Genomic DNA, 16329 nt, shown 5'->3' with positions numbered 1-16329 from the left:
GAGGTTTTTTTATCTCTATAATTTGCTTAATTACTCAGACATCATTTAACCTTAGTTGCTTTTACCGCTTATAGCTTTATGCTATTAATACCCATTAATTCACTCGATTTAACCTAACTCAATATCACTACGGATAAACCATGATCACTAACAACCTAATAAGTATAAGCAACATGCCCAGACAGTCTCTCGGCTTCTTCCCCACCCCATTAGTTGAGCTTGCCAAATTAAGTGATAAGCTTAACGGCCCGAAAATCTTTATGAAAAGAGATGACAATACGGGGCTAGCACTTGGCGGTAACAAAACCCGTAAGCTTGAATTTATTATGGGTGATGCGCTCAAACAAGGCGCAGATACGGTGATTACTGCGGGAGCGGCGCAGTCGAATCATTGTCGTCAGACGGCAGGGGCGGCCGCGAGCTTGGGGCTTGAGTGTCATTTAGTGTTAGGCGGAGAGGAGCCTGATCAGGTGCAAGGTAATTTGCTGCTAGATCAGATTTTTGGCTGTCATATTCACTGGGCAGGCGCTCATCGTAAGGGCGAAGATATACCTAAAATTGTCGAGCAATTAAAAAAAGACGGTAAAAAACCTTACGTCATACCCTACGGCGGCTCAAACGAGCTTGGTGCTATCGCCTTTGTAGAAGCTTTTCGGGAGATGGAGGCGCAGCGCCAGAGTATAAATACCACATTTACCCATATCGTCTTTGCTTCAAGCTCCGGTGCTACCCACGCCGGTCTTATACTGGGCGATAGAATTTTTGCGTCTGATTGTCAAATAGTCGGCATAAATATCGATAAAGGTGAGATGGATCAAGTGCCCTTTGATGAGCATATTGTGGCGCTGGCTAACAGTACGGCAAGGTTGATAGATATCGATTATCAGTTTTCAGATAGCGATCTGATTCTAAATGATGATTATGTTGGTGAAGGGTATGGCGTAATTGGCCATTTAGAAAACGAAGCCATTGCTACCCTAGCACAAACAGAAGGCATATTATTAGACCCTGTCTACACGGGACGCGCGATGGGCGGGCTATTAGATATGATTCGATCGGGACAAATTAAGCAAACGGATCGCGTGCTATTTTGGCATACGGGCGGCGCGCCAGCTTTATTTGCTTATGCGAATGACTTGAACGTTGCTGAAAAGCGCTAGAAAACATTTCTAGTAATGTGGATAATAGTAGCTATTTCGTAGTCTATTTAGTTTGTACTTGTAAAACATTCATGACTTACTGAGGCTGGTAAGTTGATATCGATTATTGGGATAAAGAGAACTTACTATGCGCGTGGCAGCACTTTTGCAAAAAATGCATGATCGTAGTCCTAAATTGGGTAAAGCAGTGTCGCTGGCTACTGCCACTGGTGTTATTGCTGTAAATAGTTTTGGCGGCGCTATCCCGATATGGCTTATGGGCGCAACTAAAATAATAACCGGCGCCTCTATTGCTGATAAAATGGTGATCAAAATTGCCAATCATTGGATTAACAGTAACAATGCGGTCATAGATTATGTGCTACCCAAAAAAGACTGGCGTATTAGTCTACCTGATGACGTAAATACCGAGGGTAAGTATCTACTGATCAGCAACCATCAATCATGGGTCGATACTAGCATCGTCCAATATATTAGTGAGAACCGTCTACCGCTTACGCGTTTTTTTACTAAGTTTGAGCTGATCTATATCCCTATCGTTGGTCAAACTTTTTATTTTTTAGACTTTCCAATGATGCGCCGACATTCTAAAGAAGCCATTGCCAAAAACCCTGCCCTAAAAGGTAAGGACATCGCTGAGGCCAAACGTGCCTGCGCCCTGCTCAAAGACAAGCCTTTTACTCTACTCAATTACCTAGAAGGGACACGTTTTACTAAAGCTAAGCGCGATAAACAAAACTCGCCATACACGCATTTGCTTAAACCACGTGCAGGCGGTTTGGCACTTGCCGTCAATGCCTTGGGTGAAGATATAGACGGCATCTTGGATATGACGATCGTTTATCCTGACGGCGTACCAGCTTATGGCGACTTATGGAAAGGTAATATTAAGCGCTTGGGCGTTGATGTGCGCTATATTGATATGCCAAAGAGCCTGATGACCGACCTTAAAAACGGCGGCTACGAGAACGATGAAGCGGTTAAAGCGCAAATGTTCGACTGGGTCGAGCAGGCATGGCAACAAAAGGATGAGCGTATTGATGATATGCTGGCTGAATTTGCAGATAGCCCTGCTAAAAGTGTTTAATAAAAAATGTCTATATGATGGTTATATTAATTAATCATTCTTATTTTAATTATAGTTATTTTACTTGAATAATGGCCTCTGTTTGTAGATAAAAGTTAGTATAAATCTAACTATAGTAGTACGATAACTATTTATAGTAATACTAATGCAATAATGAAAAATTCTAGTTAAGGAAGTCCATTTGCAGTAAGACAAGATAACGCGATTGAGCAGACGTTCAAACGTTATCCTCACACAAGGAAGAAAATGTAGCTGTTGACCTTGCTTATTTCGGAGTTCAGTCTCAAATTTTTGGTGGCTATCTAAACGAGTGTTATCAGCATACTCGTTGCTATTTTTGCCAGCTTCCCTATCTTGATTGTTATCTTTCATCCGCATTCATCCTTAAATGCTAGGCAATGAATTTGCAGCTGTCTCTTATTTCTCCATTATATCTTTAATTTTTTATCCGCAGAAACACAGAGACCCTCCTTCCCACTAGTGGAAGAAGGGTTACAAATAGTATTATATTCATATCAATGAATTTTACTCAACCTATAAGTACCAGATTGATGCAAATCTGCTTGCCAATTGGGTTTAATAACGATGGTCGTGGTAGGCTCTTCAATAAGCGCCGGCCCCTTAATCACCGCTCCCGCTCCAAACTGCGTACCGTCATAAATAGGCGTATTAACCCACTCATAACTGTGATCATGTATCATCTCGCGCGCGTCTATCTTAGCGTCTTCTACCGTTCCTGATTGTGCGTCCAGCGTTGGCAAGCTGGGCTTTTCAACCTTACCAATCACTGAGACCTCGACATTGACCAGCTCTACGGCGCTGTCTTTTTCATCATAAGTATATAGCTCTTTATGCCGTTTATGAAAGGCTTGCAAGATATTAGCGGCCGCATCGCTATCAATCTCACCATTGGGCACGATGACATTACATTCATGTACTTGACCGACATAGCGCATCTCCATAGCGCGCTCAATGACTATATCGTCGTCACTAAAGCCATCTTCTTTAAGCTTGGCGATGCCTTCATTCTCTAAGCGTGACAGCGTCGCGTTTAATTTATCCAGATTAGCATCAGGAGACATGATCATAATCTGCGTGGCAAGATAAGAGTATTTGACATCAGATATAATTTGACCAAATGCGCATAAACAAGAAGCAATCTTCGGTACCAGTATGGTATTGATACCCATCTCTTCGGCTAAATCAATAATGTGCATACCTGCCGCGCCGCCTGCGCAAATTAAAGCAAAATCGCGCGGATCATAGCCTTTTTCAATGGTGATACGTCTGATGCCGTTAGCCATATTTTGGTTGACGATGGTGCTGATACCAAAGGCGGCATGGGCAAGATCGATATTTAATGGATCAGCGATATGCTCTTTAATAGCCGCTGCAGCTTTATCCTCATCGAGAGTAACGATACCACCCAATACTGCCCCTGAGCGCAGGTAGCCTAGTACTAAGTTGGCATCAGTAACTGTGGGCTGGGTACCACCTTTACCGTAGCAAGCCGGTCCCGGGGTTGCACCAGCACTTTGTGGCCCGACCTCTAGCATGCCAAAGTTATTAATATGACCAATAGAGCCGCCGCCTGCCCCCAAAGTCTCGACATGAATCATAGGCACGCCGATTCGGTTACGCAAAAAGTCAATATCGCGATTAAGACTGGTTTTACCATCTTTGGCTAAAGTGATATCAAAGGAGGTGCCGCCCATATCGACGGTGATGACGTTGTTGATCCCAAAGGGTTCAGCGACATATAATCCCGCTTGCGGCGCAGAAGCAGGTCCGGAATTAATGGCGTTAACTGCTCGCTCCTTCATCACCTCCCCTAGTGCCAATCCGCCATTTGACTGAAAATAACGTACGGGTTGATCGGCGCCCAATTGCTTAAAGTAATCATCAATTTTGTACACATAAGAGGACATGATCGGGCTTAGATAAGCATTGACTAGGGTCGTTGAGGTGCGTGTATATTCTTTAATTTGCGGATAAACTTCACTGCCACAGCACACAAAAACATCCGGCATATGCTGCTCTACCAGCTCTTTGGCGCGCTGCTCATGCTTGGTGTCGCGAATCGACCAGACAAAGGAGATCGCCACACTTTTGACGTCTTGACGTTTGAGCTCTTCAATGGCTGCTAAAATATCATCTTCGTTTAGCTCCTCACGCTCGCTGCCATCGGCAAGGATACGACCACGTATAGGAAAACGCAGATCACGCGGCGCTATTTGCGGTGCTGGTGGATAGCTGGCGTCATAACGATGACCTTCTTCTTTGTGACCTAAGCGAATCTCGATACTATCCTCGTGACCTTCGGTGCAGAGCAGGCCCACTTTAACGCCTTTCATTTGAATCAAGGCGTTTAGAGCCACCGTTGTACCATTGATACATAGATCACAGGCTTGGATAATATCGGTGATAGGGCGATCAAACTTATCTGAGATTTGTCGTAGTCCATTGGCAATAGCTTTAGTGCCATCCTCTGGGGTCGATGGCGCTTTAAACAAATGGATATCTCCAAGTTGTTCAGCTAATACAAAATCAGTAAAAGTACCACCAGCGTCTACGCCCAAACGAAATTCATAACTCATAAGTTGTCCTTAACTTTTTATACTATAGGTTTTGCAGTGTTTTTAACTAACTATCTGCTTTATTGTTGCTGCAAAATTGCTAGTACCAGTAATCTATTACCAGCATCTTGAGCAAAATAAGTACATCTCTGTACTTATTAGGCCACGTCTTTACGCAGTGCTTCAGTTGCTGCTACATCTAGCTGCAGATCGCTACTGATCACCACGCCATACTCTTTGGCCGCCGACGGTATAGACACGATGCCTTCTATAACATCACGTAATACCGCTTCAGGTTCGCGCTCAAACGAGCTACCAAAACCGCCGCCGCCCGGGTTAGTATTGCGTGCGCGCTCGCCAGATTTTATCTCAATGACAGTATTGTGCAGATGCAGATCAGTGGTACCGCCTGCACGAAACACCTCTAATTTGCCAAGTTTAAGATCGGGCGAGATCTGCTCTGCGCCGCCTGCGCCCATGGTTGGAATATGACGGCCTTCACCAAACGCCACCACCGTCATAGTATGATCAAGGGGTTCTACTTCCCAAACCGTACCACAGCCGCCGCGCAAACGCCCCGCGCCGCCGCTATCTTCGGCAAGGCCATACTTATGAATGACGATAGGATACTGATATTCAAGCAGTTCAATATCGCCAGAGCTTAACGCCCCAAAACAGCACAGCGGCCCGCAGGCATGCCAGCCATCCATTTGCTGCGTCGCCCCTGCCCCTGAGATAATGGACGCGAGCACCATGGTCACATATTGTTCACCCGTTTTTGGATCAATACCAGCGATGTTAACCCCTGACGAATGTCCCCACGATGCCGTTACGCGCTCAGGTGCGGCGTCCTCTAACGCTTTACGAACCGCATCTGTCAGCGTCTCCATCGGCGTGGTAGTACAGTTCACATGAGGTGCAGGCTCTTTGGCATTACATAGTGTGCCATGCTCACCCAAATCGACGGTGACGCAGCGATACAGCCCTTCGTTATAAGGAGGGTCTACTTGGGCGAACATCATCAGCCCCAGCAGTACACCCGACATCGAGTTGCCGGCGTAGGAGTTGATAAAATAAGGCACTTGCGGCGGGCTGTCGATCTTGATATGGACGTCGCTGCCTTTGATGGTGATATCCGCTTTGATGGTCAAATCGCCAAGACCATGACCTGAATCCTCTAAGATAGCCTCACCGTGATAATCACCATCTTTTAGCGATTCGATGAGCGAGCGCATATGTCTATCTGCCATATTTTTTAGCTCATTAATGGCAGCGCGCACGGTTTCTACGCCGTATTTGTCCAGTAAGGCAATCATATTACGCTCACCGACCGCGCAAGCGCCGTACTGGGCGTTTAGATCGCCTTCTTGATTACGTCGTGAACGCATATTGCTATGAATAAGGTTAATCACATCATCACGCCGTACGCCTTTTTCCCATATTTTGATGGGCGGAATACGTAGGCCTTCGGCATAAATCTCTTTAGCATCTGGATTGTAGCCCGCTGGCACAGGACCGCCGATATCGGTGACGTGACCTTTACATACCGTCCAAAATACCAGCTCGCCGTTATAAAATACGGGCTTGTACATACAGCAATCTAAGATATGACTACCCATGACGACAGGATCATTATGATAGATAATATCGCCTTCGTGAATGTTATCGCCATAGAATTCGGCGACCGCTTTCATAGCAGGCATGAGTGAACCTAAATGAATAGGAATATCTTGACCTTGCAAAATCATCTCTGGCAGATGATCAAATAGCGCATTGCTGTAATCGTGGGCAAGGTTAAACACACTGGAGCGCGCTGTCTTCTCTAGTGTCAAGGTCATTTCGCGCTGGGCAGTTTCTAATGCGCCGCGCACAACAGATAAAGTGATAGGATCGAGGGATGTAGTCGAAGCTGTAGTTGAAGTATGGTTGTCTTTATTCATGATTCACTCCTTGTAATCATTGTTGCTCATAATCGTTACTAATTTACTTAAGAACCAAAATTTTAAAAATTGGGCTACCTTTAATATAGCAACGCTTGAATTAAATAAATGGACTTAACGCGTACAGTTTTTGACTGTGAGCGCACTTTTTGAGATTTAATTATTCAGACTCAAAAAGACAATAATTAGTTCGATATTAGTTAATAATTGCTTCTGACGATGCTGTCACGATATGCTGCTGAGTTTTGGGCATCAATACCGCGTATAAGACCATAGCCGTAGCAAACGTTAAGGTGGCATACCAATTAAGCCAGTTGCCGCCTAAGTTCATGAGTACGATGCCGACTAGTGATGCCCCTATCCAAGCGATTAGTCCTGATTTATCAAAAGCTGGTAGACGTTCGGGGTTGATGACTGGAACTGCGCCAAAAATATCTTCTCTTTTAGGGTACAAGATATGAGTTAAAGCAATAGCCACCCACGCTACGACAAATACACCTTGATAAGCCAGTGCTTGCAGTAAGTAAGCAAAAACATCAAGCAGCATCAAAACAAAAATAAAGCTTCCAATCAATAGCGCGCCAACGAATTTAGGCATTTGGATATTAATGGTATCTTTCACAAACGCTTGTAAGTTGGTGGTTGCTAACAGGTAATTAGCCGTGTTGATACGGGTTTGGGTGATGACCACAAAGATAAGACCGAATACGCCCATCAGTTTTACCAATGCAAGCGTAATGGACACTTCAGATAGCGCGCCTTCTAAGGGAATAGTGCTGACTAAATAAATCCCAGCAAGGCCGCTTAAAAAGAAAGCCACCAAGTAAAAGGGAATACCAAAATTGAACCATGATAGGTATTTACTGTCTTTTTGTTTGCCATAACGCGCATAATCAAAGGTATACATCATAAGCACCCAGATGCCCATGTAATAGACAGCGACATTCCACCAGCCAAAGGGCGAGGTTTGTTCAGGCCCTACAGCAAGCCAGGCATTGCTATAACCATACTCGTTGGTTGCCATGACGATCGCTGCGATAAGTCCTATGATATAAAACGGCAATAGCACGCCATTGAGCTTATCTAGCCAGTTTTGCACGCTGCCCATAATCATCGGCACACTATAAGCCACCACGATTAAAGCGGCGATCCAATATGGAATAGAGGGATAAGTTTGGCTAAAGGTAACGGCGATGACAGAGCCTTCAAATACGGCGTAGTACATAGCGGTGGCAAAGAATATCAGCGTCGCTAAAGCCGCGCCTTTGTGTCCGAATAACACACGAGAGAATAGCGCCACCGACATGCCGGTACGAATAGCGTAGCGCGTAATGATACCGTTGATAATACCATAAGCGACACAGCTTATCAGCAGACCGATAATGGCGTTTTTAGTGCCGTAATTCTCCGCCATGGCGATACCAATGACCAAATAGAACATGGCACTACAAACGCCCCACCATGCCATCGTTAATGAGCCTCTAGTAGCACGATCATCAATTGGTACCAATTCTTGATTAGGGTCAGAGGAGGTAGTCGCCGTATCCTGCCCTGTGTTTTTTGGTGGGATTACACCTGCCATATCACACTCCTTATGATCGTTGAATAACTTTTACGTCCTGTAAAAGACTTTTATGTTTGCAGCATTTGTCGCTGTAAAGATAAGAGTAGCTATTCAACTATAAAGAATATTTAGATAAGTAAAATGACTGGCAGTGCAGTATTTTTGACTAAGGATGCAGTTTTATAAAGTTTTTTTATAGACTATCTTGGACGTTGCTTAAATAGTGAATATGAAAATAGCAAAAAGGGCTATGATATCGTTATCGCAGCCCTTCAATTATTAAATGACGGTTTAAAAATAAATAACAGACCCTAGCCCCAACCCAATTTAGTTTTAATAAGCGCGGCATCGGAGCTGACTTGACCGTAATACATTTTTAGGCCAGCACAAAGATAGCTCAGTCCCACCTCGCCATCAGAGGTTTTGATAAAGCGATGTTTTGGACAATCGCCCCAGCACAGCGCTAAAAAATCACAGCTTTTGCAGTAATTAGGTAAGGTGCTTTGCTTTAAGTAGCCAAATTGAGCTTGTTTTTTACTAAAAGCCAGATCGCCTTGATGGGTATGATGAATGTTACCAAGCTTATATTCCGGATAAACAAAGTGATCACAGCAATACAGATCGCCATTGTGCTCTAGCGCTAGCGCCTTACCACAAACGGGAGCAGAGGTACACTTTTGCGCCCCTTTATTAAACACCTGCGAGATGGTGTTTTCAAACTGATCTACAAAAACTTTTCCGATATCTAAAGCGATCCATTCCTGCCAAACGCTGGTCAAAAAATTGCCCCAGCCCTCAGGCGTTACTGACCATGCCGTCACTATTTCACTAGCTGCATTTTCATCAGCTTCGTTTGCATCAGACGCTGCTAACTCATCGATTTGCTTTAATGTATCAGGTTGCCAGTGCAACGGAGCGACCTGCTTAAAATCCAGCGGCTCCACCCCAGCCAAAAACTGGATCATACGCGGCGTAACCTCATCGCGTAAAAACCGATACACCGCTAACGGCTCTTTGGCGTTGGCATCATTGATGACGCATAGCGCATTAAAAGGGATATCGTGCGCTTTTAAGCGTTTAATAGCTTTCATGACCAAATCATGGGTCGGTTTATCATTATTGGTGCGGCGATAACGATCATGCAAATGCTTAGGGCCATCGATAGAGATGCCCACCAAAAAGTTATGTGCAGTTAAAAACTCACACCACTTGTCATCGAGTAATAAACCATTAGTTTGGATATCGTTAAGAATAACCATATCATCAGGTGCATATTGCTGTTGCAGCTCAACGACTCTAGCAAAAAAATCCAGCCCCATCAGCGTCGGCTCGCCGCCTTGCCAAGTAAACACTACTTCTTCAGCACCAAACTGCGCCTCAATATACTGCCTGATATGCTGCTCTACTGCCTGATATGCTGCTCTAAAGTTTCTTCAGGCATACGCGGATGCTTGGGCTGATTGAGCAGATCTTGCTTATGCAGATAAAAGCAATAGTCGCAGTTGATGTTGCAAGCAGAACCGCTTGGCTTTAGCATGGTATGAAACCGATAAGCCACCTGCTCGGTGTCAGGTAGCTTAAGTTTAGGGTATATTGAGCTTCTTTGGCTGTTTGGATTGATAGGTACGGTTGGAATGCGCTGCATAAGGTAGACTCTTTAAAACCTAAGATACTTATATAAAGTACTTATATAAGATACTTTTAAAGATTAACTATAACTGATTAGAGCTTGCTATAACATATTGATTTATCATTTATTATGAAAAAAAACACCTTCAACAATTGAAATAATTATCGTAATCACTAAGCTCTTTTATGTAGCACATTAATTAACTTGCGCAAACTTTACTATCAATAATAAAGTCAACTTATTGGGAAATAATACCTATGAAAGATCAAATAAAAAAGCTGGAGAAACAACGCTTTAACCATTTAATCAACAAGGAGTACGAGCAGTTTGCTGCCATGTGTAACCCAGACCTGCGATATGTGCATAGCAGTGGCGCAATCGATAATCTGTCTTCATATATGGAAAAACTTAATTCAGGCTATTATGACTATCAAGAGATGGACTTGGACATAGCCAAAGTCATCGATATGCAAGATTGTGTCTTAGTAATCGGTGATTTTTATGCCAAAGTACTCGTCGACGGGCAACTTGTTACCTTGCAAAACCGAGCCTTGTCTATCTGGAAGAAATATTCCGATCATCTCAAATTTTTGATGTATCAAGGCACGCCTTTTAACGATTAACATTTTATTATAAATTACAGTCATTCTAAGCAGGCGGCAAGCCAGCATAAGCTTTATCTAATAAAATTTTTAGTTCTTTATAGTTATAATCGCGTGGATTGTAGTAAGGACTGTCACAAACGATCCGCGCGACTTTGGCTGGGCCGTCTTTGGGCAAACCAATATCTTTGAGTGCCAGCTTAATACCTAAAGATTCATTGAGACGATAGATTGCTAACCCAACGTCTTCACGGCTACTAACTTGTAAAACCTCTGCTAAGCGCTGCATAGCTTCATTATCAGCATGACGATTATAATGCACTGAGTACGCAAGAGTAATCGCGTGAGCTTGGGCGTGTGGCAGATTAAAGCTGCCGCCCAAGGTATGACAAATCTTGTGATGAATCGCCATACCGACTGAGCCAAGACAAACTCCGGCAAGCCAAGCCCCATAAGTGGCTTGTTGCCGTGCTTCGATATTAGTTAAGTCCTGGGCAATAGCAGGCAGAGCAGCTTTCAAAGACTTGATAGACTCTACCGCCATCAGACTAATAATAGGATTTTTATTCTCAGCGTATAGCGCTTCTACAGCATGTGCCATAGCATTCATACCCGAGCATGCAGATATTTGCGCAGGCAGAGTTAGATTTAGCTCTGGATCATAAATCACCACTTTAGGCAAAACATGAGTGTCTTTGCCGGTAGTTTTTAGATTATTTTCAGTCATACCGTAGATAGGCGTCATCTCACTACCAGCATAGGTCGTTGGTATAGCAACGATTGGCAGATTTGTCTTTAAAGCGATAGCTTTAGCAAGACCAATGGTAGAGCCGCCGCCCAACGCTAAACAGCAATCTATATCATTATTCTTAGCAAATTCTACCGCTTTGTCCGCGACCTCTACCGGAACATGCATGACGGCATGTGGATACACGCCTACTGATATCTTTCCTAGTTTTTTTGATAGTACTTCCCCAGCCTCTTTCTGACCGGGCGTTGTCAATATTAAAACTTGGCGATAGCCGTATTCTAATAAGATGTCTTGTACTTGAGCCGATTTGCCCTTCCCAAAATAAACGTCGATCGGTAAAGCTTTATAATGAAAATCTTGCATAGTACTATCCTTAGTAGCGCGCATAAATAACTATCCTTAGTAAAATTTATTTAACAGATAGAAAAGTAGCTTTGTTCAAAACATACCATAATTTTAGCTTTAATATTATCGATATACTCAATATACGCATCTAAATCGTTTATTCAGCGCAAAAAAAGTCGACATACCATGTCGACTTTTTACATTTTAAGTTTAATAAACATTGTTTTCGGTTAACGCTGATTAAGCTTATTCACACTGGCAATCAAAGCGACCATCACCATACCTACAATGATAAGAATAGCTGACATAGCATGCGCAGCCTCATAATTGAGCGCTTCTACCTGCTCATAAATGGCGATGGAGACAACTTTAGTTTCACCAGTAATACTGCCGCCTATCATTAATACCACCCCAAACTCGCCAATAGTATGGGCAAAACTGACCAAGCTACCTAAGATAATACCAACACGCGCTTGCGGCAGCGCAACATACATAAAACGCCGCCAACGACTAGGCTCGAGCAAGTATGCCATCTCCATAACACTTCTTGGAATACGTAAGAACTGCGCGTAGACCGGCTGCACATAAAACGGTAAGGAGTAAATAATAGAGCCTATTACTAAGCCTTCAAAGGTGAATATCAGGGGGCTAATATGATGCTCACTTAGCCAATGACCAATGCCAAAGTTGGGACTGAAAAGCAGCAGTAGATAAAAGCCAATAACGGTGGGAGGTAATACTAATGGCATAGCGATGATGCCGAGCAACAAAACTTTTAAACGACTAATAAAAGATCGGCGACTAGGTTTAGCCAACCAATAAGCTAGTGGGGTTGCAAATAATAACAAACATAGCGTCGTTGCCCCAGCAAGCTTGAGGCTTACCCAAAATGGGGTGAGCATGTCCGATATTAGAGGCTCAGCTAACATAAGGTCACTGTTTATTGCATTGATAATGGTTGCAGTCTATACGACAGCCGCTTATTTAGCCACTTTGATTATTCATTCGCTCTGAGGGTTTGTCCAAATAAAATATTTGGCTAAGCATAAGCAAATGATTTGATCCTTAACTATTCAACTACCAAATAGCCCGCTTGCAAAAAATACTGCTGCCCTGAACTTGAGCGCAAATAATCACTAAAATCTACCGCTACTGGTAGCGCATTTATTACAATACCGTCTTGTAAGATAGGTGGATAAGACTCAGGAGCCAAAGTTATAAACTGCTCTGAGGTAGCATTAGTGGCTACAATCTGTGACTGGGCAACCAAACCATAATCGACACTCCCGGTATGCGCATATTGAAAAGCTTGACTGATATTTTCAGCTTGAATCAAACGTTTTTGAGCATTTAATGAATCGTACAGGTTTTGAGATTGAAGATAAGCTTTAGCGGATGCGCCATAAGGAGCCAGCTCAGGATTGGCAATTGTTATGGTAGTATTAGCGTTAGTCTTAAACAACTCGTTTAATGAACCCTGATTGCTATTATCTATAGATTGGCTAACGCTGTATAGCGCAAGCTGACCTTGCGCGTAGGTAAAGGGCGCATAAGTTTGCTCACCTTGATCGCTGTTATCCCTAGCAAGTTTGGCTGGAAAGTCTTGATTGGCGGACAAAAACAGATCATAAGGTGCGCCTGCGACTATTTGCGCATACAACTTACCTGAGGACGCATAGGTAACTTCGATATCTTGATTAGGCAGGTTATTATCTTTTTGATAACCCGCAACGATAGCAGGCAGGACATCTGATAAGTTGGCAGCCGCTGCGATACGTAAGGTTTGAGTTTGCGCTGGAGCATCGTTAGCGACGGACGCTGTATCAGTAGCCTCCTTGGTAGTATTCTCTTTGGTACAGGAAGTTAGAGCCAATACCAAACCTGCTGTTACAGCTAAAGTTTTTTTAGTAGCGATGATCTTAGTCATGGCTATAGACTAACCGCTTTATATTAACCATTATTGCTCAACCATTTAGAAGAATTATCTTCGTAATACTCCTGTTTCCAAACCGGAATATCAGCCTTGATAGTATCTAGTATCCAGCGGCAAGCATCAAACGCAGGATAGCGATGCGCTGAGGCAACTCCAACCCAAACCGCCACATCACCAATCTCTAGTGCCCCGATACGGTGAATAGCAGCAGCTCCGATAATATCAAAGCGCTGTTTTGCCTCTTCAATAATAAGCCGGCCTTGATTGATCGCCAAATCCTCATAACCATAATAAGTCAAGCTGTCGACTTGACTGTCGTTATTATGATTACGTACTCTACCTTCAAAGCTTACAAAGGCGCCGCAACTATCATCGTCAAGCATCGCTTTGAGCCTATCCTCATCGATAGCAACATCTAATAGCGCAAAACCATCACGCTCTACCAATGCATAAACTTCATCTACGCTGCGTTTAATAGTCATCGACTGGCTGTGTACGTTGTCTGTCATAGTTAGCCACCAGCCACTGGCGTAATAAACACTACACTATCGCCGTCTTGTATCTTATCAGTCCACTTAGCAAAGTAATCGTTTACCGCTACGCGCAAATCAGACTGCGGACGACTAAAACGATGCTTCTGGCTTAACTGCGCATACAAATCGGTTAATGACGTTGATGGTGCTATCTTAACTTTTTCTTCATGACAATTGGCTTCATCCGCTAAGCTTGCAAAGTACAAAACGTTGACGTTCATTAAAGTGTCCGCATTACTATTTATATCTATAACGCTCATAGAAATCTCCAGATTTTACAAAGTCTCTCATTCTTTTATGCTAAAACTAAAACCTAGCAAACCAAACCTATTATAAAACCTAAGTATGCTTATAATCTGATTTACCGCCTGTTTTTGCAACCAGATGAATATTATCAATGACAATATCGTGCGATATCGCTTTAGTCATATCGTATATTGTGAGGCAAGCTACGCTTACTGCTGTTAGTGCTTCCATCTCAACGCCAGTTTTGTGCGTCACTTTTACGGTCGCATTGACATCAATACTACTTTGCTCATCGTTATAATCAAAAGTTAAGCCAATTTTGTCTAGAGGTAGTGGGTGGCAGAGCGGGATAAGATCATGAGTACGCTTAGCCGCCATAATACCGGCAATGTGGGCGGTCTGAGTAATACTGCCCTTTTTGGTCATACCATCAGTGGCTTTGATTTGCTTGTAGATCTCACTGGGAAAACGTACTTGTCCCGTAGCACTGGCTTGCCGTGTCGTTGCCGTTTTGCCGGTGACATCCACCATAGTGATGTCGCCCTCACTATCTAGGTGTGATAACGTATTTTCTTTGATATTCATGCTCATAGGTACCGTTTTCTCATTTTATAAGTCAGTCAAAGCGTTACAAGCTCGCTTAAAATCATCCGGCGTATTCATATTAGTCAAAGGTTGCCATTGTTTTGCGACAGCCACCGCCTCGGTCATAGGTTTTATAAATCCCATGACTTCGCGCTTGCCACTATCGATATAGGCTTTTAATTGAGGTTCAATACTTAGATTGTACAGCCCTAATAGCGGATATAAATGCGATTCATCGGTGAGACAAATGACCGATTTGTCATTAGCTTCTGCCGCCGTATGAGGTTCTAGCACCTGCCAAAGGTCATAAGCACTGATTAGGCTATCACAGCTGATAACTATCAACCATGAAGAATCAGCATTTTCTGCCTTCTTTGTTTTAGCTAGCGTTTGCAATGCTGATTCAATAGCGACCAGCGGCCCTTCTGTCTTACTATCCGACGCCATAGATAAGGAATTGTAGTCAGCAATATGACAGATAGAAGTCCTTCTAGAGAGTAACGCTGCATCTACTGTAAAATCGCGCTCATTATCAGCAATCATAATAGGAATATCTATACTAGAGACGCCTAAATCAGAGCCGCTAAGCTTTAGCGCTTGGCGCACATGATAATCGAGCAAACGCTCATTATTAGGTAGAGTCAGACCAGCTTTAGGCGTACCCATACGTCTAGAATTACCACCCGCCAAGATGACTATCCCTGCCAAACTCTCTATAGAGTCGACCTTGTCAGACTGATTTAAACTATCCACAGTGGATCTAATCATGACTAGGATTCGCTCGCATGAAATGCGGTACAAAGTTGCACGGACGCGTACGGTTATCAAACTGCTCTTTTAAGATACCCTCCCAACCCGTACGACAAGCGCCTGAAGAACCAGGCAAGCAAAAAATACCCGTACTGTTTGCCATACCTGCAACGGCGCGCGATTGCACCGTTGACATACCAATCTCGTCTTTGGAGATCAAGCGGAACATCTCGCCAAAGCCATCAATTGCTTTATCGAACAATATCCCTGCCGCCTCTGGCATACTATCACGAATATAAAAACCCGTGCCGCCCGTAGTAATCACTGCATGAACCTCAGGATCAGCTATCCAGCGACTAAGTACTGCTCTGATTTGATAAATGTCATCAGGAATCAATTCGCGATCTGCCAAATGGTGTCCTACTGATTGGAGCTGATCAACTAGATATTGTCCTGAGGTATCCTCTGCCAGCGTCCGACTATCAGAAACGGTCAAAATAGCGATGTTGAGCGGCACAAATTCAGCTGCAGGTTTACTCATGAATTATCCTTAATAAATATAGTCTTTAATAAATAAGATGTTTAATAAATAAGAAGCAGATTAGATAAGTTGCAGATCATAAAAAC

At 43.4% G+C, this 16329-nt stretch carries 16 protein-coding genes; 3 read left to right on the top strand and 13 right to left on the bottom strand.

The features are described from left to right. Positions 1–173 precede the first annotated feature (173 nt). Together ACR63N_RS04745 and ACR63N_RS04740 are read left to right on the top strand one after the other, a co-directional pair. Positions 174–1160: a D-cysteine desulfhydrase family protein gene (locus ACR63N_RS04745; protein WP_472782525.1), complete on the top strand. Its 987-nt coding sequence runs from the start codon at positions 174–176 to the stop codon at positions 1158–1160. Between the two features lie 127 nt (positions 1161–1287). Further along, on the top strand, positions 1288–2247 hold the full coding sequence (locus ACR63N_RS04740; protein WP_472782524.1) for an acyltransferase: 960 nt from the start codon (positions 1288–1290) through the stop codon (positions 2245–2247). Positions 2248–2762: 515 nt separating this feature from the next. On the opposite strand, the gene capA is transcribed toward ACR63N_RS04740, so the two are convergent. From capA to ACR63N_RS04715, 5 genes are all read right to left on the bottom strand, one after another. Next, positions 2763–4844 (bottom strand): caprolactamase subunit alpha, encoded by a 2082-nt coding sequence (gene capA / locus ACR63N_RS04735; protein WP_367109949.1) that lies wholly within the window; start codon positions 4842–4844, stop codon positions 2763–2765. Positions 4845–4981: 137 nt separating this feature from the next. Continuing rightward, a complete protein-coding gene (gene capB, locus ACR63N_RS04730; protein ID WP_472782523.1) occupies positions 4982–6763 on the bottom strand; it encodes a caprolactamase subunit beta in 1782 nt (593 codons plus the stop codon). Positions 6764–6959: 196 nt separating this feature from the next. After that, on the bottom strand, positions 6960–8345 hold the full coding sequence (locus ACR63N_RS04725) for a purine-cytosine permease family protein (protein ID WP_367108675.1): 1386 nt from the start codon (positions 8343–8345) through the stop codon (positions 6960–6962). 293 nt (positions 8346–8638) lie between these two features. Then, complete coding sequence (locus ACR63N_RS04720) at positions 8639–9709, bottom strand: anaerobic sulfatase maturase (RefSeq protein ID WP_472782713.1); 1071 nt, start codon at positions 9707–9709, stop codon at positions 8639–8641. Between the two features lie 20 nt (positions 9710–9729). Further along, complete coding sequence (locus ACR63N_RS04715) at positions 9730–9972, bottom strand: hypothetical protein (RefSeq protein WP_472782522.1); 243 nt, start codon at positions 9970–9972, stop codon at positions 9730–9732. A 242-nt stretch (positions 9973–10214) separates the two neighbouring features. Between ACR63N_RS04715 and ACR63N_RS04710 the strand changes: the two genes are divergently transcribed. Next, complete coding sequence (locus ACR63N_RS04710) at positions 10215–10580, top strand: nuclear transport factor 2 family protein (RefSeq protein WP_472782521.1); 366 nt, start codon at positions 10215–10217, stop codon at positions 10578–10580. 25 nt (positions 10581–10605) lie between these two features. On the opposite strand, the gene ACR63N_RS04705 is transcribed toward ACR63N_RS04710, so the two are convergent. The 8 genes from ACR63N_RS04705 to moaB form a co-directional block, all read right to left on the bottom strand. Next, complete coding sequence (locus tag ACR63N_RS04705) at positions 10606–11673, bottom strand: maleylacetate reductase (RefSeq protein WP_472782712.1); 1068 nt, start codon at positions 11671–11673, stop codon at positions 10606–10608. Between the two features lie 212 nt (positions 11674–11885). Then, on the bottom strand, positions 11886–12584 hold the full coding sequence (modB, locus tag ACR63N_RS04700) for a molybdate ABC transporter permease subunit (protein WP_367103600.1): 699 nt from the start codon (positions 12582–12584) through the stop codon (positions 11886–11888). A gap of 140 nt (positions 12585–12724) precedes the next feature. Continuing rightward, positions 12725–13582, bottom strand: a complete 858-nt coding sequence (gene modA, locus ACR63N_RS04695; RefSeq protein ID WP_367108677.1) for a molybdate ABC transporter substrate-binding protein — start codon at positions 13580–13582, stop codon at positions 12725–12727. A 23-nt stretch (positions 13583–13605) separates the two neighbouring features. Further along, positions 13606–14070 (bottom strand): molybdenum cofactor biosynthesis protein MoaE, encoded by a 465-nt coding sequence (locus ACR63N_RS04690; protein ID WP_367103804.1) that lies wholly within the window; start codon positions 14068–14070, stop codon positions 13606–13608. Between the two features lie 29 nt (positions 14071–14099). Continuing rightward, positions 14100–14381 (bottom strand): MoaD/ThiS family protein, encoded by a 282-nt coding sequence (locus ACR63N_RS04685; protein WP_367103602.1) that lies wholly within the window; start codon positions 14379–14381, stop codon positions 14100–14102. 79 nt (positions 14382–14460) lie between these two features. Beyond that, positions 14461–14952, bottom strand: coding sequence for a cyclic pyranopterin monophosphate synthase MoaC (moaC, locus tag ACR63N_RS04680; RefSeq protein ID WP_472782711.1), 492 nt, complete (start codon positions 14950–14952; stop codon positions 14461–14463). Positions 14953–14976: 24 nt separating this feature from the next. Beyond that, entirely contained in the window at positions 14977–15720 is a 744-nt protein-coding gene (gene mobA, locus ACR63N_RS04675; RefSeq protein ID WP_472782520.1) for a molybdenum cofactor guanylyltransferase, read from the bottom strand. Then, positions 15713–16243: a molybdenum cofactor biosynthesis protein B gene (gene moaB, locus ACR63N_RS04670; protein WP_472782519.1), complete on the bottom strand. Its 531-nt coding sequence runs from the start codon at positions 16241–16243 to the stop codon at positions 15713–15715. Before moaB ends, mobA begins: the two co-directional genes overlap by 8 nt. Positions 16244–16329 lie beyond the last annotated feature (86 nt).

This window comes from Psychrobacter sp. M4, from assembly GCF_055699795.1.
The sequence above is the reverse complement of the archived record's forward strand: the minus strand, read 5'-3'. Positions and strand labels throughout refer to the sequence as shown.